This is a genomic window from Chryseobacterium sp. IT-36CA2, from assembly GCF_949767875.1.
In the GTDB taxonomy this organism is placed as follows: domain Bacteria; phylum Bacteroidota; class Bacteroidia; order Flavobacteriales; family Weeksellaceae; genus Chryseobacterium.
This window is the reverse complement of the sequence record NZ_CATKPG010000021.1, coordinates 650484-669484: the sequence shown is the minus strand read 5'-3', so window position 1 is coordinate 669484 and position 19001 is coordinate 650484. Positions and strand designations below refer to the sequence as shown.

At 36.6% G+C, this 19001-nt stretch carries 16 protein-coding genes and 5 tRNA genes; 10 read left to right on the top strand and 11 right to left on the bottom strand.

The window, feature by feature from the left end; translation table 11 throughout:
• Positions 1-372: 372 nt before the first annotated feature.
• The 5 genes from ACM6F9_RS14570 (at position 373) to ACM6F9_RS14550 (ending at position 8601) form a co-directional block, all read left to right on the top strand.
• Positions 373-3198 carry a TonB-dependent receptor gene (locus ACM6F9_RS14570; RefSeq protein WP_414846373.1) on the top strand — a complete coding sequence of 942 codons (2826 nt, stop codon included), beginning with the start codon at positions 373-375 and terminating at the stop codon, positions 3196-3198.
• Between the two features lie 9 nt (positions 3199-3207).
• A complete protein-coding gene (locus ACM6F9_RS14565) occupies positions 3208-4512 on the top strand; it encodes a DUF5690 family protein (RefSeq protein ID WP_414846372.1) in 1305 nt (434 codons plus the stop codon).
• 11 nt (positions 4513-4523) lie between these two features.
• Positions 4524-5678 (top strand): TIGR03364 family FAD-dependent oxidoreductase, encoded by a 1155-nt coding sequence (locus ACM6F9_RS14560; RefSeq protein ID WP_414846371.1) that lies wholly within the window; start codon positions 4524-4526, stop codon positions 5676-5678.
• 7 nt (positions 5679-5685) lie between these two features.
• Positions 5686-6354, top strand: a complete 669-nt coding sequence (locus ACM6F9_RS14555) for an HAD-IA family hydrolase (protein ID WP_414846370.1) — start codon at positions 5686-5688, stop codon at positions 6352-6354.
• Between the two features lie 393 nt (positions 6355-6747).
• The gene (locus ACM6F9_RS14550) at positions 6748-8601 is read left to right on the top strand and encodes a LamG-like jellyroll fold domain-containing protein (RefSeq protein ID WP_414846369.1); all 1854 of its coding nucleotides are present in this window, start codon (positions 6748-6750) and stop codon (positions 8599-8601) included.
• Between the two features lie 75 nt (positions 8602-8676).
• On the opposite strand, the gene ACM6F9_RS14545 is transcribed toward ACM6F9_RS14550, so the two are convergent.
• From ACM6F9_RS14545 to ACM6F9_RS14535, 3 genes are read right to left on the bottom strand one after another with little or no spacing between them, the layout of a single operon-like run.
• The gene (locus tag ACM6F9_RS14545; RefSeq protein ID WP_414846368.1) at positions 8677-9162 is read right to left on the bottom strand and encodes a GNAT family N-acetyltransferase; all 486 of its coding nucleotides are present in this window, start codon (positions 9160-9162) and stop codon (positions 8677-8679) included.
• A 14-nt stretch (positions 9163-9176) separates the two neighbouring features.
• Positions 9177-10592: a PLP-dependent aminotransferase family protein gene (locus ACM6F9_RS14540; RefSeq protein ID WP_414846367.1), complete on the bottom strand. Its 1416-nt coding sequence runs from the start codon at positions 10590-10592 to the stop codon at positions 9177-9179.
• A 41-nt stretch (positions 10593-10633) separates the two neighbouring features.
• Positions 10634-11002 (bottom strand): hypothetical protein, encoded by a 369-nt coding sequence (locus ACM6F9_RS14535; protein ID WP_414846366.1) that lies wholly within the window; start codon positions 11000-11002, stop codon positions 10634-10636.
• Positions 11003-11211: 209 nt separating this feature from the next.
• Here ACM6F9_RS14535 and ACM6F9_RS14530 point away from each other — a divergent pair, with 209 nt between their 5' ends.
• Complete coding sequence (locus ACM6F9_RS14530; protein ID WP_414846365.1) at positions 11212-11841, top strand: helix-turn-helix domain-containing protein; 630 nt, start codon at positions 11212-11214, stop codon at positions 11839-11841.
• A 40-nt stretch (positions 11842-11881) separates the two neighbouring features.
• Here the strand turns inward: ACM6F9_RS14530 and ACM6F9_RS14525 are convergent.
• The 5 genes from ACM6F9_RS14525 to ACM6F9_RS14505 all read right to left on the bottom strand — a co-directional run bounded on the left by ACM6F9_RS14525 (position 11882) and on the right by ACM6F9_RS14505 (position 12498).
• A tRNA-Leu gene (locus ACM6F9_RS14525) sits at positions 11882-11965 on the bottom strand.
• Between the two features lie 78 nt (positions 11966-12043).
• Positions 12044-12125 (bottom strand) — tRNA-Leu (locus ACM6F9_RS14520).
• 121 nt (positions 12126-12246) lie between these two features.
• Positions 12247-12330: transfer RNA gene (locus ACM6F9_RS14515), tRNA-Leu, on the bottom strand.
• A 6-nt stretch (positions 12331-12336) separates the two neighbouring features.
• Positions 12337-12412 (bottom strand) — tRNA-Gly (locus ACM6F9_RS14510).
• A 4-nt stretch (positions 12413-12416) separates the two neighbouring features.
• Positions 12417-12498, bottom strand: a tRNA-Leu gene (locus ACM6F9_RS14505).
• Between the two features lie 179 nt (positions 12499-12677).
• On the opposite strand from ACM6F9_RS14505, the gene ACM6F9_RS14500 reads away from it, so the two are divergent.
• From ACM6F9_RS14500 to ACM6F9_RS14485, 4 genes are read left to right on the top strand one after another with little or no spacing between them, the layout of a single operon-like run.
• Positions 12678-13055 carry a DUF3127 domain-containing protein gene (locus tag ACM6F9_RS14500; protein ID WP_105702330.1) on the top strand — a complete coding sequence of 126 codons (378 nt, stop codon included), beginning with the start codon at positions 12678-12680 and terminating at the stop codon, positions 13053-13055.
• A 60-nt stretch (positions 13056-13115) separates the two neighbouring features.
• Positions 13116-13769, top strand: a complete 654-nt coding sequence (aat, locus tag ACM6F9_RS14495; RefSeq protein ID WP_414846364.1) for a leucyl/phenylalanyl-tRNA--protein transferase — start codon at positions 13116-13118, stop codon at positions 13767-13769.
• Complete coding sequence (locus tag ACM6F9_RS14490) at positions 13756-14634, top strand: DMT family transporter (protein WP_414846363.1); 879 nt, start codon at positions 13756-13758, stop codon at positions 14632-14634. The genes aat and ACM6F9_RS14490 overlap by 14 nt, the downstream gene beginning before the upstream one ends.
• Before the next feature lie 47 nt (positions 14635-14681).
• On the top strand, positions 14682-15545 hold the full coding sequence (locus ACM6F9_RS14485; protein ID WP_414846362.1) for a hypothetical protein: 864 nt from the start codon (positions 14682-14684) through the stop codon (positions 15543-15545).
• Between the two features lie 45 nt (positions 15546-15590).
• Here the strand turns inward: ACM6F9_RS14485 and ACM6F9_RS14480 are convergent, their stop codons facing one another.
• From ACM6F9_RS14480 to ACM6F9_RS14470, 3 genes are all read right to left on the bottom strand, one after another.
• Positions 15591-16973, bottom strand: a complete 1383-nt coding sequence (locus ACM6F9_RS14480; RefSeq protein ID WP_414846361.1) for a tetratricopeptide repeat protein — start codon at positions 16971-16973, stop codon at positions 15591-15593.
• 207 nt (positions 16974-17180) lie between these two features.
• Positions 17181-18149, bottom strand: coding sequence for a quinone oxidoreductase family protein (locus ACM6F9_RS14475; RefSeq protein WP_414846360.1), 969 nt, complete (start codon positions 18147-18149; stop codon positions 17181-17183).
• A gap of 227 nt (positions 18150-18376) precedes the next feature.
• A complete protein-coding gene (locus ACM6F9_RS14470; protein ID WP_414846359.1) occupies positions 18377-18958 on the bottom strand; it encodes a Crp/Fnr family transcriptional regulator in 582 nt (193 codons plus the stop codon).
• Positions 18959-19001 lie beyond the last annotated feature (43 nt).

Sequence of the window (19001 nt, the reverse complement as noted above, 5' to 3'; positions counted from 1 at the left end):
AACTTTGCGTTTAAATAATTGTCACTTTACATATTACTATTCAATTTTGGGTTCCTACACCAATACAAAAGTTTACAAATATGCAACTTTTGATTTTCTGTTTTCTTCCAAAATGAACGAAATATGAACAAAAACACAGCTATCTTCGGTAGATTTCTATTCTTATTATTTCTTTGAAATTTTTATATAAAACGTTGAAACAGGCAATTTAAATCCTATTTTACTAAATTTTCAAAAGATAGTTTTTATTCTTTTTAAAGTAAAAATAACGTAACAAATCAGACTTATTTGTTAAACAATACTTAATACAAAATATTTATATATATTAAAATTATTGGCGTGATTTGCATAAAAAATTTAATATATGTAAAAATGAAAACAAAATTAGAGAAATTACTTACCCTTGTTTTTGTCTGTTTCATGGTCTTTGTTTCAGCGCAAAAACAGTTAATTATAGGAACTGTTCTTGACGACAGCCAGCCTCTTCCCGGGGCTACAGTCAAAATAAAAGGCTTATCTAAAAATACAACGACTGATATTGAAGGAAAATTTACCATCAATGATATCAAAGAAGGCCAATATACTTTACAAATCAGCTATATAGGATATGAATCTTCAGATATCAATGTAGATCTAAAACCAGAGCAAACGATTGACCTGGGAATCATCAAACTTTCTCAGCCCCGAAAAAACATTGATGAAGTTGTCGTTACCGGAACCTTGAAAAATACAGAAGCAAGAGCTTTAAACCTTCAAAAAAATGCCATCAATATTACCAATGTAATCGCCTCAGATGGGATTGGGAAATTACCGGACAGAAATGCAGCAGAGACCGTACAACGTGTACAAGGAGTTTCTATTGAAAGAGACCAGGGAGAAGGAAGATTCGTTTCCCTGAGAGGACTTCCGCCATTCTGGGCATCCACAACCATCAATGGAAACAGACTTCCCACTGCCGAGGAAGAAACGACTTCCAGAGCAACAGCATTCGACTTCTTTCCTACGGAACTGATCTCCTATGTACATGTAAACAAGTCTTTTACCCCAGATATGGAAGCAGACGGAATAGGTGGTGGTGTCAATTTTATTACCAAAACTCCGCCGATGAAAACAGAATTCAAAGCAACCGTAGGAAGCGGTTATAATGCAAAGTCTGATAAGGGAGTTTACAACCTTGGATTTTTATATGGAGGAAGAACGAAGGATAAAAAATTCGGGTATTTATTCAATTTTGCGCACTTCATCAGAAACTGGTCTACAGATAATTTTGAGGCAAGGAGAAGTGGTGACGAAGGGGTTTTCAGACTGGAACTCCGTGATTATAATGGTGTAAGAAAAACAACAGGAATCAATACCGCTTTTGAATATGTACTTTCTCCAAAAACGACATTTTATTTAAAAGGAATGTATGGTACCTTATCGGATGACGAAACCCATTATAAACACAGAATCCGTTTTGATAAATTCAGCAGTACTAATAATACGGCAAGAGTAGAGCTTCAGAATATCCACAATTTACTGATTACGGAACTTACTTCTGTTTCTTTGGGAGCGGTTCATCAATTAAATAAAGGAAAAATCGACTGGGATTTATCCTATTATGATAACAAGTTCAAGTATGGAAATATTCCTGATAAACAGAACAATTCTTATTATGTCATCAAGTACACTCAATCTGGTGTAGGCATCAATCCTGATTATATTTCAAATCACGGAAATGGTCCTAGAGCCTACTGGAAAGCTGATGGTGGGAAGTTAGATTATAAAAATCCAGATGCTTTATTTGGCTTTTACAGTGATCCGAACTTTAAAATGGATGCTTCGCAGATGAGATTTACAGATCTTGAATTTTATAAAGTTTTTGTAGAGGAAAAGGATAAAATTGTTGCCGCTTTCAACCATGAAATCAATGCTTCTGATAAACTGACTTTAAAATATGGTTTTAAATACAGAGATAAAGAACGTAATGCAAGATTCTCTGATATTTTCTACAACTGGAGCAATGGTACAGCACCTCTTCTGTCTGATTATTCTCAATATATCACAACACAGCCCAACGGCCCGAAATATTTAAGTGAAATGAATGCCCATATCGGAAACACTTTCGGGCCTGTACTTTCTACTGCAGGAATGAATCAGTTCTGGTATCAGAATCAAGGAAATTTAAAAATAAACACTGCTGATTCTGAAGCCCTTGAGTATAATAAAGCATTAGGAAGAAATTTTGATGTTTTTGAAAAACATGCAGATGCTTATGGGATGGCAACGTATAAACTGAATGATAAAATCATCATTTTAGGAGGAATCAGATTATCAAATACCAATACAAAAGTAAGAGGATACAGCGTGAATGATAACGTATTGACACCAGTAGAAAATACCAAAAACTATCTGGCTGTTCTTCCGATGATCCATTTAAAATATACGTTGAATGATAAAACCAACCTCCGTTTTGCAGCAACAAGAACTTTCTCAAGACCGAATTTTGGTGATCTGACTCCAGGAGGAACTTATATTGAAGCAGACAATGAATTCAAAGGAGGAAACCCCAATCTTAATCCTACCTATTCTTTGAATTTTGATCTGATGGGAGAATATTATTTCTCAAACGTAGGGATTCTGAGTGGCGGCGTTTTCTATAAATCCATTACTGATCCTATTTTCCAGGACTCATTTATCGGAAACTATAATGGAATTACAGGCGTGCAGTTTACAGCCCCAAACAACGGAAAAGCAGCATGGTTAGGAGGGATTGAATTGGGAATTAATAAAAGATTTGATTTCCTTCCGGGAATTTTACAGTACTTCGGAGTACAGTTGAATGCCACCTTCATGACTTCTGAAATGGAAAAACCAAGCGGAAGAACAGTTGCTCTACCCTACCAGGCAAAGGAACTGTATAACGCACAACTTTTCTTTGAGAAAAAAGGATTCAATGCCAGATTGGCTTACAACTACAAAGGAAAATATGCTGTAGAATATGCTGAAGAGGACATCAATGATTCTTATTATGGTAAATACAGTAATCTGGACTTCGGAGGTTCTTATCAATTTACAAAATATCTGACTTTGTATGCGGATGTAAACAATATTCTGAACAAACCTCTGATCTACCACTTTGGTAAAAGTGAAGACCGTCCGGAGCAGGTAGAATATTATGGTGTACGATTCAATCTTGGAATAAAACTGAACTTCTAACCCATTACCATGGCCAGAACCATCAATAAAAAAACACTGGTAACACTGAAGGCCGCTTTTGCTGCTTTCGGTGTTTACTTCTGCATGTACGGTTTCAGGAAACCTTTTACCGTAGCTTCTTTCGAAGGACTTTCCTATTTTGGAGTTGATTATAAGATTCTGATTATCATTGCACAGGCTGTAGGCTATTTTATCTCAAAATTCATCGGGATCAAATTTATTTCGGAATTGAAACCTCAGAAAAGAATCACTTATCTCTTTACTTTCATTGTTATTGCTGAGCTTGCATTATTAGGCTTTGCTGTGGTTCCTGCTCCTTATAATATCCTGTTTATGTTCATCAATGGTATTCCGTTGGGAATGATTTGGGGAATTGTTTTCTCTTATATTGAAGGGCGAAAAACCACAGAAATCATCGGCCTGTTTTTATGTTCAAGCTTTGTAGTTTCTTCAGGGTTTACAAAATCTGTAGGGAAATTTTTAATGGATAATTTTTCCGTTTCCGAATTCTGGATGCCTTTTTCAGCCGGACTTGTTTTCATTATTCCATTGATTCTCTTCGGTCTGTTACTTGAAAGAATTCCCAAACCTTCGAAAGAAGATATTTTGCTTAAAAATAAGCGACAGCCATTGAATGGTTCAGAAAGAAAAGCATTGATTCAGCAGTTTTTTGTACCCATTGTTTGTATCATATTTTTATACATCAGCTTAACGGTTTTAAGGGATTTCAGAGATAATTTCAACCGTGAGATCTGGGACGGATTGCATTTTACTTTTGACAGCTCTATTTTCACCTTAACAGAAATTCCTATTGCAGTAATGGTTCTGGTGATTTTAAGCTTTATGGTAAAAGTCAAAAACAATAAAAAGGCATTTGCCTATTATCATTACATCCTTTTTGCAGGTATTCTTACGGTAGGACTTTCTACTTATCTGTTTCAGCAGGGTTCTCTGTCTCCTTTTTTATGGATGACTATTTCTGGTTTTGGAATGTACATCTGCTATATTCCTTTCAACGGAATTTATTTTGACCGAATGATTGCTGCATTTGAAATCAAAGGAAATGTAGGTTTTCTGATCTATATTGTGGATTCCTTTGGTTATCTGGGAAGTGTTCTGATTCTTTTGTATAAAAACTTCGGTTCAGCTCAGACTTCCTGGCTTAATTTCTATATCAATTTAAATTATATCATCACCATAACGGTTTTGGTTCTTTCAGTGATTGCTTTTATAGCTTTCAGAAAAAAGTCAAAACCGAAATCAAACTCAAACTCTAATCAATTCATCAATTTCGATACGTCGAAAATTTTATAAATTATAGTACAATGACAACAAAATTTGATTTACTCGTTGTAGGAGGTGGAATTTTAGGAACATTCCACGCCTATCATGCGCTGAAGAAAAATCTTAAAGTAGCTTTACTGGAAAGAAATTCTGTTCCTCAGGGTGCCACCGTAAGGAATTTCGGACAGGTAGTACCCTCCGGAATGGATCTTAACTGGCAGAATTTCGGAAGAGAAAGCCTTGCTATATACAATGAACTTCATGATCAGGCAGACCTTACCATCAGACAAAACGGTTCCATCTATATTGCTTCAAATGACGAAGAACTTCAGCTGATTGAAGAACTTTATGAAATCAATAGAAATAATGATTATGAATCTGTTTTATTATCAAAAAATGACTGCATCAAGAAATTTGACGGACTTCGTTCCGACTACTGCAAAGGAGGTCTGTTTTTCCCACAGGAACTTTCTGTAGATTCTGCAGATATGATTGTAAAGCTCCACAAGCTACTTCAGGAAAAAATGGGATTACAGATTTATTACAATACAACAGTTCTTGAAACCCATGAAGATGATCAGAAATGTATAGCGGTAACAGCTGAGGGAATGGAATTTAACGCTTCTAAAATCATTATATGCGGTGGCCATGAGTTCAAAACTTTATACCCTAAAGTATTCAATGACAGCGATCTGGAAGTAAGTAAACTGCAGATGCTTCAGACTAAACCACAAGGAATCTATTCACTTCAGGGAAATATTCTTACAGGACTTTCTGTGAGAAGATATGAATCCTTCAGCGAATGCCCTTCTTTTCAGAAAATCAAGGCTTTAGAAGATCCTAACTCGTTTGAGAAGAAATACGGAGTTCATATTTTATTCAAACAGGCTCTTGACGGTTCTGTAATCATAGGAGATTCTCATGAATACGCAGATGCCAAAAATGCCGATGATTTGGGGTATGATCTTAATATGGAAATTGATGAATTCATGATTCATGAGGCTAAGAAAATTATTGATCTTCCTACGTATGAAATTCAGAGAAGATGGTTCGGAATTTACTCCCAGTGCAAAACAAAGGATATTTTTGAACATAGTCCATCTGCCAATATTCATATTGTAACAGGTATCGGAGGAAAAGGAATGACGGGAAGCGGAGGCTTTTCCCAATTTAATATTGAAAAAATTTACGCATAACATTGACATGAAAAATATAGAGTTATTGGTTCTGGATATGGCCGGAACAACGATTGATGAAGATAATGTAGTCTACAAAACACTTACGAATGCTGTGAATGATTACGGCTATGTAGTAAGCCTGGAAAAAGTATTATCCAGCTGTGCCGGAATGGAAAAACTGGAAGCCATTACAAGTCTTTTAAAAGAAATTAATGGAAATGAAGAGGATGCTCCTGCTATTTTTGAGAATTTTTCCGACCAGCTAAAGGAATCCTATAAAAAACTTGAGGTAAAACCCATCAATGGAACGGAAAATTTCCTGCTCACCATGAAGTCTCAAAACAAAAAGATCGTTTTAAATACAGGCTATACATCAGAGATCGCTCATCAACTTTTAAATAAGCTGAACTGGAAGGAAAGTGTTCACTTTGATGCTTTGATTACCGCAGATGATGTTTCTGAAAGCCGCCCAAGCCCTGAGATGATTCATCTTGCGATGAAGAAATTCAATATTACGGAAGCCAGTAAAGTTTTAAAAGCAGGCGATTCTGTGATTGATATTGAAGAGGGAAAAAATGCAGGCTGTGGATTAACAGTAGCAGTACTTTCCGGAGCTCAGAGTAAATCAGAGCTTGAAAAAGCAGCTCCGGATTATATTCTGAATACGATTTCTGAAGCTGAAGGAATTCTTTAACCCCTTTTTTCATCATATTTTTAATACTTCTTGACACAAATGTTTTCAGGGTAATCCATTGGAAATATTTGTGTTTTTACCACCCCGTCAAATTTCCAATTTGACACCCCTCCAGAGGAGGGGAATATCGTACGCTCGATTGAATATTTGTCAAAACCGGAGATTTTCGGATGCTTTTATGAACTTAATTTTCGCAAAGACTATTACTTAAAATAAAGTCATTTCTCTTTTGTGACTTTTGTGGTTAAGATCTAACCTTTTTGAGTGAACTTTTTAATTATCAATTAATTAACTTTCTGTTCATAAATGTTTACAAATAGTAAACTAATTTTACAATAGTTAAAAATAAATTACTATTTGTAAACTTTTGTAATTCAAAAAACCTATTTCCCAATGAAAACAAAACTATTCTCAATGGCTGTTGTAATGAGCTGTTTCCTTGGAGCTCAGACCAAAAAAGTTCTTTTTATCGGTATTGACGGATGTCGGGCAGACGTAATGATGTCAACCCCTACTCCTAACATCCAAAACCTTATCAGTCAGTCGATATATTCTATCGATGGGCTCTGCGCTGCCACTACCTGGAGCGGAAACGGATGGAGCACCATGCTTACAGGTGTATGGCATACCAAACATAATGTACAGGACAATAACTTTACCAGCCCAAACTATGTCAATTACCCTGACTTTTTAACAAGAGCAGAAACTTATAATCCTAATTTGAGAACCATTTCTCTCGCACATTGGTCACCCATCAATGACAAAATTATTCAAACTGCTGATGTAAAAAGTAATCTGGCAACAGATCTTGCTGTAAAAAATGCAGCGATAAACGCTTTGCAGAACGACAATCCTGATATTCTCTTTGTAGATTTTGATGATGTAGACCACGCAGGACATTCTTATGGTTTTGCTTCAACGGTTCCTCAGTATGTTTCTTCTATTCAGACTACAGACTCTTATATTGGAGAAATTGTAACAGCCATGAAAAACAGGTCTTCTTACAACAATGAAGACTGGTTGGTAGTTCTGACAACAGATCATGGAGCTATTGAAAGTTCTCATGGAGGTGGTAATCTTACGGAGAGAAATATTTTTACAGTCTATTCTAATCCCGGATTTACTCCGCAACAGATCAGCAAAACCGTTCTGGAATCCAATAAAACATTTAATCAATTGAATTTTCCGGCAGGAACTTATGCAAAGCCGGCTAACCAGACTCCTTTTAACTTTGGAGCGAATCAGGATTTTACTATTGAATTTTGGGTAAAACCTAATGCTGCTTATTCCAGTGATCCGGTGATGATCAGTAATAAAAACTGGGCTAACGGAAAAAATAAAGGATTTGTTTTCTCAGGATATTCCGGCCAGACTTTTAAAATGAATATTGGTGATGGAACTAACAGAATTGACCTTGTTGGCGGAAAAGTAGAAACCAACAAGTGGAAGCATATTGCAGCAAGCTTTGACAGAGATGGCGTTGTAACGTTATACGAAGATGGTGTTCCGGTAACTTTTGCTAAAATGAATACCATCGGAAATATTGATTCCGGACTTCCTTTAACTTTAAATCAGGATGGAACAAATGCTTACGGAATCAATCTTGCAGCTTCTTATAAAGATGTCAGAATCTGGAAATCTGCTCTTCCAAACGATGTGATTGCGAATTGGGCTAACCAGGATATTACATCTTCACATCCCTATTATTCTCAATTATTAGCTAATTGGAAATGTGATGGAACTTCAGGAAATACGTTGGCAGATTCCGGTCCGAATGCCAATAATATGACGGTAACGGGTTCTCCGACTTATAATGCGGGTACAGTGAATAATTTTAAAGTGTATGATTATACCTCAACAACAAGAGAAACTGATCACTTCCCAACGGTATTGAACTGGCTTTGTATTCCTGTGCAATCTTCGTGGGGAATTGATGGAGTCAACAGAATTCCGGAATGTTCAAAGGGAGTATTAGGCACAAAAGAAACGAAAGTAATTTCTGATGATTTTAAAATCTATCCCAATCCTGTTTCAACATTCATTGGAATCCAGTATAAGTCTGAGGATAAAGAAATTAAAGCCGAAATCATCGACAGTAAAGGAGTTCTTGTTTCAACATCACACTTACAGTCTCCAAGAGGTTTTTATGATGAAAAAATAAGCATTGGAAATCTTCCGGCAGGAGTATATTTCATTAAAATCAGCGGAAGCAAAAATTCAATGACCAAGACATTTATCAAGAAATAAAACAGTAAAGCAATTAGATTTAATTTTAATATTAGAACAAGGATATTCCTATCCGAGTTCTAATATTTTTTTTGTTTATCTATTGAAAATCAGCTCCATCTGTACATCTGCACGCTCATATTCAGCATTACTGACAGGAGTATGGATAAAACCAAGTTTTTCATAAAGTTTAATCGCAGGAACCAAAATAGAATTGGTGACTAAAAAGACTTTTTCTGCATGTAATTCTTTCGCTTTTTCTACTAAAGCATTTCCCAGCAGATAACCCAATTTTTTCCCTTGCGCTTTAGGACTTACCGCCATCTTTGATAGCTCAAAAGTAAGAGGATTATCCTCCGTTTTTACTAATGCACAGGTTCCTACGACTTCTCCATCCAATAAAGCAAAGACAATATGCCCATCTTTATTTAAAATATGTTCTTCAGGATTATCCAGCAGCTTATAATCGCCTGCTTCCATTACAAAAAATGTTTTGATCCATTCTTCATTCAAAGCTTTGAAGGCTTCTTTATACTGAGGTTCGTAGGCTACAATTTTTACTTCATTCTTATTATCATTCATCACTATAAGGTTTATTAAATTCTATTTTTTATCATTTTTCCCAGCTTTTCCAGATCACTTTCCACCCTGTCTGTCCATTCTAATGCATAATTCAGACGCATACAGTTCTGATACTGATTGTATTGTGAAAACATTCTTCCGGGGGCAAAGTTTACTTTCTGACTGACAGCCAAATCATAAAGGTCTTCCGTGCAGATCCGCTTATCCAATTCCAGCCAGAGCATAAAACCGCCTTTTGGTTCTGAAATTTTGGTATTATCCGGAAAATATTCTATCACCGATTTTTGGATCTGAAGGTAGTTGGCGTACAGTTTCTTTCTGAACATTCTCAAATGATGGTCATAGCGACCGTGAGCAAGAAAATCTGTAATCACATCTGAAAACAAAGAAGGACCACTTACCGTCTGAACCAATTTCTGACGAATAATTTTTTCTTTAAATTTCCCCGGAGCCACCCATCCTACTCTAAAACCCGGAGCCAATGTTTTGGACACCGAACCTACCCACATTACAATCCCTGCTTCGTCATAATACTTACATGGTTTTGGTCTTCCTGCCCCGAAATAGATGTTTCCATACACATCATCTTCCACAAGAGGAACATTGTGCTCAGTAAGCATTTTTACCAGCTCTTTTTTGTTCTCATCAGGCATCTGAAACCCAAGCGGGTTATTATAGTTCACCACAAAACAACATGCAGAAAGCTTTGGAAGAACCTTTTTTAAAGCATCCAGATCCACTCCCGTAATGGGATGGGTAGGAATTTCTACTGCCTTTAATCCCAATAGCTGAATCGCCTGAAGAATTCCAAAATACACAGGACTTTCCACCGCAACTGAATCTCCCGGTTGTGTCACAGCCATTAAACAGTTGTAAACAGCATTCATCGCTCCGGAAGTAATAACCAGATCATCTTCTGTAATCCTTCCTTCCATCACCATCGACCATTTGGCAATTTCCCGACGAAGTTCCTCACTTCCCTGTACAGGCTCATAATTGGTTCCACTGTCATTTTTTCTCTTGATCACATCAATCATACATTTCTTCATCTTGGCCACCGGAAGAAGGCTTTTACCCGGAATTCCCAATCCAAATTGTGTAATATCTGTTCCACTAATTACTCCAAATACTTTATCAATAAGGTCTTGAGGTGTATTCTTTTTTTCTGAAACCTTCATCTGAGCTACGGACGGCAATGCTAGTTTTCTCTGGGAGGTCTGGCTTACATAATATCCGTATTTAGGACGTGATTCTACCAGAGAACGGCTTTCCAGTTCCATATAAGCCTGTTTTATGGTATTCAGACTCACATTATATAACTTTTGGGCACTTCTCAATGAAGGCAGCCTTTCTCCAAACTGCAGGGTTTCACTTTTAATCTGCTCTGTGACAGAATTGGCTATTTTAAGGTACAGAACATCTTTAGACATAGAATCGGGGTTTTACGTAAATGTACAATTTTATCCTTTCTTTATTCAGGATTCAGCCAGCTGATCATACTGCTGATACTGCTTTTTAATTGTTCCGGATCCTTGAAATTGGGTGTATTATTATTCTTAAAATATCTTTCAGCACGGGAAAAGAAATTTCTCTTTTCAGCTTCTGTCATTTTCTTTTTATCATAAATTTTAAAAGAGATTTCATCATTTTCATTCACGATAAGACTGGCAAAAGCAATAGTTTCCCTTCCATTTTTAGCCACAAGAAAAGGAAGTCCGAAATTTTGGTCTGCTATCTTCAGATTTTGTTTTTCCAGAAAAATGTTTTTCAGCAACAACATGTCTGATATATAAGCCTCAGCATATTGAAACTGTTTCTGATGTTGAGTGATTGTTTCCATATTTTCTTCTTTAGCTAAACAAAATTATGGAGTATTTAATTTTGGATACAGATACAGAACTATAGAATATTATGGGTACAGAATTTTTATTCAATGAATTCTCCTCCATCAGATAGTGATAAAAAGAATGCTTCTACCCGAAATAGCAGCATACAAATATCTTCAACATCAATTCATATTTTCTACTTTTGCAAAAATGATTAGACAAAATGAGCTTTTTTGGAGCTAATATTAAAAAAATAAGACAGGTAAAGGGACTAAGCCAAAAAGCTTTTGCAGATTTATTTGATTTAAACAGAGGAGTAATAAGCTCTTATGAAGAAGGACGCGCCGAACCGAAAATTGAAACTCTATTAAAAGTAGCAAATCATTTTGATCTTAATCTTGATCAATTACTGACTGAAACTCTTCAGGTAAATCAGCTGGTAAACGTTTCTGAAATCAACCAGCATGTTCTTTTCCCGGAATTGGCTATTCTGAACAACAAAGAAACAGAAGGAGAAACAGAGAAAAATAATCCTAGCGCCGCAATATTGCAGAAAATATTATCAACCGTTGATCTCATATATGAATTTACTCCTGAAGTACACTTATTATCACAGTATCAATATGGGGATATTCTCTTTTTGAATAAAGCAGATCTGGGAACGGATCCTATCAATAATCTATTAGTTTACCTCAATGGAAATATAAAATATCTGACTGAAAATCAATCTACTAACAAAAACAGCCAGGACTATTATAAGATTGTAGGATATGTTTCGACTGCTGAGAAAAACATTTTTACAGGCATCTTTGAAAGACTGAAGAAACTGGAAAATAAAAAAGAATACAATTAAAAAACAAAAAGCCCTCCGTAATAACTTACAGAGGGCTTTGTACCCCAGACGGGACTTGAACCCGTACGTCCTTGCGGACACAGGATTTTAAGTCCTGCGTGTCTACCAGTTCCACCACCAGGGCATGGTGTGGATAAAAAAAAAGATTCGAACCAGAGGTTCCAACCTTCTCAATAATTCTAAAAAGACTCTTTTAGAATAGTGCGGATGAAGGGACTCGAACCCCCACGCCTCACGGCACCAGATCCTAAGTCTGGCGTGGCTACCAATTACACCACATCCGCAGATTTACCATTCTCTTTTTACAGATTCCGGCTATATTTCTTACAAATATAAAATATTTTATTTAAAGAACTCTCTCTATTAAAACAAAAAACCCTCCGTAAGATATTACAGAGGGTCTTGTACCCCAGACGGGACTTGAACCCGTACGTCCTTGCGGACACAGGATTTTAAGTCCTGCGTGTCTACCAGTTCCACCACCAGGGCATGGTGTGGAGCGAAAAACGGGATTCGAACCCGCGACCCCAACCTTGGCAAGGTTGTGCTCTACCAGCTGAGCTATTTTCGCATAGTGCGGATGAAGGGACTCGAACCCCCACGCCTCACGGCACCAGATCCTAAGTCTGGCGTGGCTACCAATTACACCACATCCGCTGGTTTTTTTATACTGTAAGTTTTAAAGAGCTTGCTTCGTTTTTGTGAGTGCAAATATAGGACAATTTCCTTTAGCACCAAACTTTTCAGAAAAAAAAATTAAATTTTCTACATTTTTTTTTCACGGCACCTTTTATTACATTTCATTTTCTTACTTTTACATCGTTAATATTTACGATATGGAATTACAAGGAACGGTAAAGAAACTTTTTGATGCTCAAACATTTGCGAGCGGGTTTCAAAAAAGAGAAATGGTTATTTTGACCCAGGAACAGTATCCACAGCCGATAAACATAGAATTTTTGTCTGATAAAATCAGTTTATTAGATAACCTTAGAGAAGGAGAAAACGTAAAGGTAGGAATCAACATCAGAGGTAGAGAATGGGTTTCTCCTCAGGGTGAAACGAAATACTTCAACTCTATTACAGGGTGGAGAGTAGAGAAAGTTTCTGAAAATGCTTCGGAACCTACTCAGGCAATGCCTCAACAATCAGCATCTCCTGTTTCTAACGAAAATCCGTTTGCCGGAGACGATGATGATGATTTACCTTTCTAATTAAAGAATAAAGATCAAATATAAATCCTACTTTTTGAAGTGGGATTTTTTTTCTAAAAAATGGTTCGATTAGACGAAAACGAGATTTCATTTCCCGACCCTGAGTTGTATGAGGGGCATGAGGGAGTAGTTGCTTTTGGGGGCGACCTGTCTGTAGAACGTATTTGGTTTGCCTACCAATTGGGTATTTTTCCCTGGTACAATCCTGGAGAAGAAATTCTCTGGTGGTGCCCAGATCCAAGGTTTGTTTTGATTCCGGAAGAATTAAAGGTTTCAAAATCTATGAGAAAGATACTGAACAAAAATGTATTTACTTTCTCAGAAAATCAAAATTTCAGGGAAGTAATCAGAAATTGTCAGCAGGCAACCCGAAAAGGACAGTCAGGAACCTGGCTTTCTGATGAACTGATGGATTCTTTTATCCAGCTTCATGAATATGGTCTTGCCAAAAGCATTGAAGTGTGGAAAGAAGGAGAGCTTGTAGGTGGCTTTTATGGGTTACAAATCGGGAATGTTTTTTGTGGAGAAAGTATGTTTGCTAAGGTAAGCAATGCTTCCAAAGCAGGATTTATTCATTTTGTAGAAAGCAACAAAGACAAATTTGAATTAATTGACTGCCAATCACATACCGAGCATCTTGAAAGCCTCGGTGCAAAAATGATTCCTAAAAAAGAGTTTCTAAAAATCTTACACGAAAATAATGAACGCAGATAAAGAAAAATGGGTTCTTCTGATTATCCTGAGTATTATCTGGGGATCATCTTTTATTTTGATCAAAAAGTCTCTGGAGCATTTTAATCCGTATCAGGTAGGATCTTTAAGAGTTCTTATTGCCGGGATTATTTTACTTCCGGTTGCTATTTCCAATTATAAGCTTTTCCCTAAAAAACACCTGAAGTGGCTCATTCTGGCTGCTTTTACAGGGAATTTTATCCCAATGTTCCTGTTTCCGATTGCAGAAACTGAAGTGAGCAGCAGCATTGCGGGGATTATCAATTCAATGATGCCTATTTTCGTGATTATTGTAGGGGCTTTGGTATGGAAATTCGAAACGACCAGAAAACAGATTATAGGGACGTTAATAAGCTTCACAGGAGTTTGTATTCTGGCTTTTGGTGGTGGTGACAGTGGAGAATTGAAAATGATTCCGATTTTGCTGCTGTTATTGGCAACTTTATGCTATGCAATGAGTACAACAACTGTAAAATCAAAGCTTATGGAAGTTTCCTCCACAGTCTTATCTGCTTTTGTATTCTCATTTGTTTTATTATTTCCGTCCGTTATAGCATTGACAAGTACAGGATTCTTTTCGGAATTCAGCTTTTCAAAAGATAACCTGATGGGGCTTATGTTTGTGAGTCTCCTATCTGTTTTCGGAACCGGCCTTGCAATGACAATGAATTATCGTTTGCTGAAGGTTTCCTCACCCCTTTTTGCATCCACAGTTACTTTAATAATGCCTATTGTTGCTATTATTTGGGGAATTCTAGACGGTGAAAAACTGACGTATTTACAGTTTATAGGAGCCGGTATTATCATTGGTGGTCTCATATTTTTAAGAACAAATCCGAAAAAGTAAAATTATATTATAAATTAAATTATATTTGGGTGATTTAACTTATAACTATGAAAAAAACTTTACTTTTTGGCATTTTAGCCTTATCTGCAGTTTCATGCTACAGTTCTGATGACACTCCTTTTGATAATAGTGATCCATCTGCTCAAAACGTCATTCTTCCTACAAAAATGACAAAGGACGGTATTGTCATGAAGATCAATTATAACGGGACTAAAATTATCAGCATGATTAACAATATTAATCATGGACAGAGAATTGAATTCTCCTATACTGATGATTATGTGACCGGTATTAAAAATTACGAAAATAATGTTCTTGAAAGCACTGTTGAATACGGATATAACAATGGCCGTATGGCAACAGCGGTTACGAAGGAATTTTCTACCACCGGAGCGATAGAGAATACAGTTACATTTACCTATACTTATACCAGTACGACTGAAATCAGTGTAAAAAGACTAACGAATTCGGGAACAGCAGGTTCTTCTACCATCAATAGTATATTCACCTACAACAATGGAAATATGGTGAGCAACGTAGGCTCAGGAACAGGAACAGTTAATGGAAATACGGTTAATTATACTGAGAAGGAGACTTATACCTACACGGATAAAAACTATCCTTTTAAAAATGTAAAAGGTTTTGACAAAATTATATTCAATGGGAATGAAAGCGATGGAGTAAGCATGTTATTTTCGAATATAAAGAACAGCTTAAGCAGCTATAAAGGAGAGTTCACCAATACTACGGCCGGGGGAGGAACCGGAAACGGAACCAGTGCGCATAAGTATACAACTACATTTAATACTGCCGGTTATCCTTCTGTAGAAGACAGACAAGCTCTAGATATCAATGGAAACCCAACCAGCAGCGCTCCGGATAAATTTGTTTATGAATACAATTTTCAATAAAAAAAACCTGCGTTTCAGCAGGTTTTTCTTTTATTTTAGATTATTCTAGTTCTTTTTCTTCACTTTACTGGCTTTTACTTTTTTCACCTCATCTTTAATGAAAGGATATTTTTTCTGCATATCCTTAGCTAAAGATGGATCAAGTTCTAATGCCTTTTGAAGTGATTCCATTCCTTTATCCTGATCTTTCAGGTTGTAAAAACAATTGCTCAACTGATAAAAAAGCTCAGCTCTGTGATGTTTTTTCAGGGCACTATTCAAAACAGTGACTGCATCTTCGTACTCTCCTACCAACATTAAAACTTCTGAATAAGCATACCAGTTGTAGAATCTTGAAGGCTCTGCATCTACCAGTTTTTTAAGACAGGCAAGGCTTTCTTCAAACTTCCCTGAATCAATGAATAAAAATGCAAGCCTTTTCTGATAGTCAAGGTTGTTTTCATTCAATTGGGTTGCTTCTTTGGCATAATGCAATGCTTCAGACATTCCGCCCATTTCTTCGTAAAGATAAGACTGCTCCATCATGGCAAGATAAAACTGAGGGTCTTCTCTCAATGATTTCTGGAATGCATTTAAAGCTAAAATAGGCTGTTTCAATGCCTTGTTGCATAATCCGATCTTATAAAAAGTAAATGCTTTTGTATATTCCAGCTCCAGCATTTCCTCATAAGTTTCGATCGCCTTCTGGTATTGTCCCAAAGCTTCATAACAAGCCGATTTATTAGCATATACTCCCACAGAGTTTGAGTTGATTGCTAACAGATAATCGTATCCTCTTATGGCTTCATCATAATTTTTTCTGTTGAAGTAGAATTGTCCGTATTCAAACCAAGCGGTTTCAGAATAAGGGAATTCGTCTAAATATTCATTAAGAAAGGCAATCGCCTCCTCACTCTTATTCAGGTCACTGAAACACACCATAGCGTTTTCCAGCGAATATTCATCCGTAGGATCTTCCTTCAGTGCTTTTCTGTAATGTTTAAGAGCGTTAAAAGGATCTCCGAGATTCACATATTCATCCGCAATAAAGTTGTGGAGAAAGTTTTCTTCTTCCTCTAATGTCAAAGCTTTTTTGCAGATTTCAATGGATTTTCTGGGATTTCCTAAGTTCGAATAATACTTGGCGTAGCAAACCAAAAAGTCTGTATGCTCCATAGAAGCACCTTTCAGTTCGTCAATAAGTTCTTTCGCCGTATTATACTCTTCCCATTCCAGAAGGATTTCAAGTCTTTTGATCTTAATATCCAACGAATTGGGATGAAGCTTCAGACCATAATTTACCGCCATATCAGCGTAATTAAAGTCACCAAGCTCCAAATAATAAACGATGATGTCTTCTAACTCTTCGGTATCGAAGTAGAATTCGTCATTGTTTTCCATCATTTCCTCGAACTTTTTTACAAGTTCATTTCCAAAATACTCTTCCAATAGTGTCCTCTTTGTCGGCCCAACGCTTGAATTTGCTTACAAACCTCGGCAAACGTTTAGTTAATAATACATCTGAAACTGATATTCAAATATTTATGCAAAGTTGCAACTTTTTTTTGAATTTTCCATTTCATTAATTTCTATTATAAAAATAGTAAAAAAAGAAAACCGATAAAAGGATTGTGGATAAAAAAATGGAAATTGGGGTTAAATTCTTATAACAAGGCGTTTTCCACTTTGTATCTCAGTATTCCACACAGCTTCGATATTTTTTATATCAACATCCTGAGTTTCCATTGTAATTTTTCCGTCTACAGCCGCCTGAAACATTTCCGGAATGATTTCTGAAAAAAGAAATGCAGATTCCTCTTTCGTCCAGCTACCCAATCCCGATCCTGAAATCTGAATATCTGTACCTCTGAGAATCTGTGAAGACAACTGGATGGTATCTCCGCTCATTCCTCCTACGTTTACCAGTTGGGTTTTGTGAGAAAAGGTACCGTCACCTTTAAAAGCAGACAAGATCATTTCTACAGAATGTCCCCAGATATAATCCAAAACAATATCTATAGGGGTTTCTTTGTGAATTTCTTTTATTTTTTGCTTAAAATCATCGTCATCAAGCTTGAGAGAAACAGCCTCATCAGCCCCCAGCTCAAGTAAAGACTGCAGGGAGTCTTCATTTCTTCCGGTAACGATAATCTTTTGAGCTCCGTATAATCTGGCAACCTGAACGGCAATTCTGCCTGTAATGCCCGTTGCTCCGTTAATCAGGATAGTATTTCCCTTTTGTATTCCAGCCCTGAATTTTAATGCCATTACTGATCCCATAACGGCATTGGGCAGTGCAGCAGCTAGGGAAAAATCCAGTTCTTCAGGGATTGGAATGATCATTTTCTTATCTGCAGCAGCTTTTTCGGATACGGTTCCTTTTTTGCTGAAAAAATAGACTTTATTTCCATTTTCCAGATATCCCGCTCCATCTGTTCCGATAATGGTTGGCTGATGTTCCTGATTTTCTGTGGAATAATGATTTCCGCCTGCTCTGGCTCTGTCCAGATTTTTAATAGAGGCTGCTTTTACAGAAACCAAAAATTCATTTTCCTGTATTTCAGGATCCGGAAAATCTGTGTATTGAGGAATACTTCCTTTTTCAAATATTATTGCTGCTTTCATTCTTTTAATTTTTATACAAAATTATGAGGGATGAATGTTTTGGAGCGATAACATTTGTTATCAGTTTGAGGAAATGAAGTTGGAAGATGGAAGCTCGAAGTTTATAACCCTGATAACGCCTTTGCGATTGTATTCAACAATACCTATTATTCTTTGCAGGCCTCGCGTTTAAGATGATCTCGAAGTTATACAGTATCTTTTTAAACTTCCTGCTTCCACCTTCCAGCCTATTCCAACCTCTCTTTCAATATTTTGCTCTTGATTCTGCTGAGATGCACCGTTGTAATTCCGAGATAGGAAGCAATATAATGCTGAGGAACCCTTTTGATGATCTCCGGTTTTTGTTTAACCAGATTCAGATATCGCTGCTGAGGAGTATCTTTAATGAATGAAAAGAAGTGTTTCATATAGTCGAAGACTCTTTCGAAAAGGGCATCCATAAAGAGGCTTCTGAGCTCCGGATTTTCATAGACTTCTTCCAGGAAAGCTTCTACATCAGGTTTGTTGATTTTGTATAAAACACAAGGTTCTATGGTCTCAAATGACACCATACTTGGCAGTCCTTTTTTAAAACTTTCAAGGGATGAGAACATTGTATTTTCAAGAAAAAACTGGAATGTAACGTCTTTTCCATCATTGTTATACCATGCTCTGACAATACCCTTTTCAATATAATAGGCATTATAGGAAACCTCATCTTCTTTTAAAAGCAAGGTTTTGGCAGGAACTTCCATACGTTCAAAGCTGGCCAGAAATTTCCTCCATTTTTCTTTAGGAAAGGGAAACCTGTTTTTGATATGTTCAAACATTCCTGATATAAAAAAGAACGGACAATGTGTCCGTTCTTCGTCT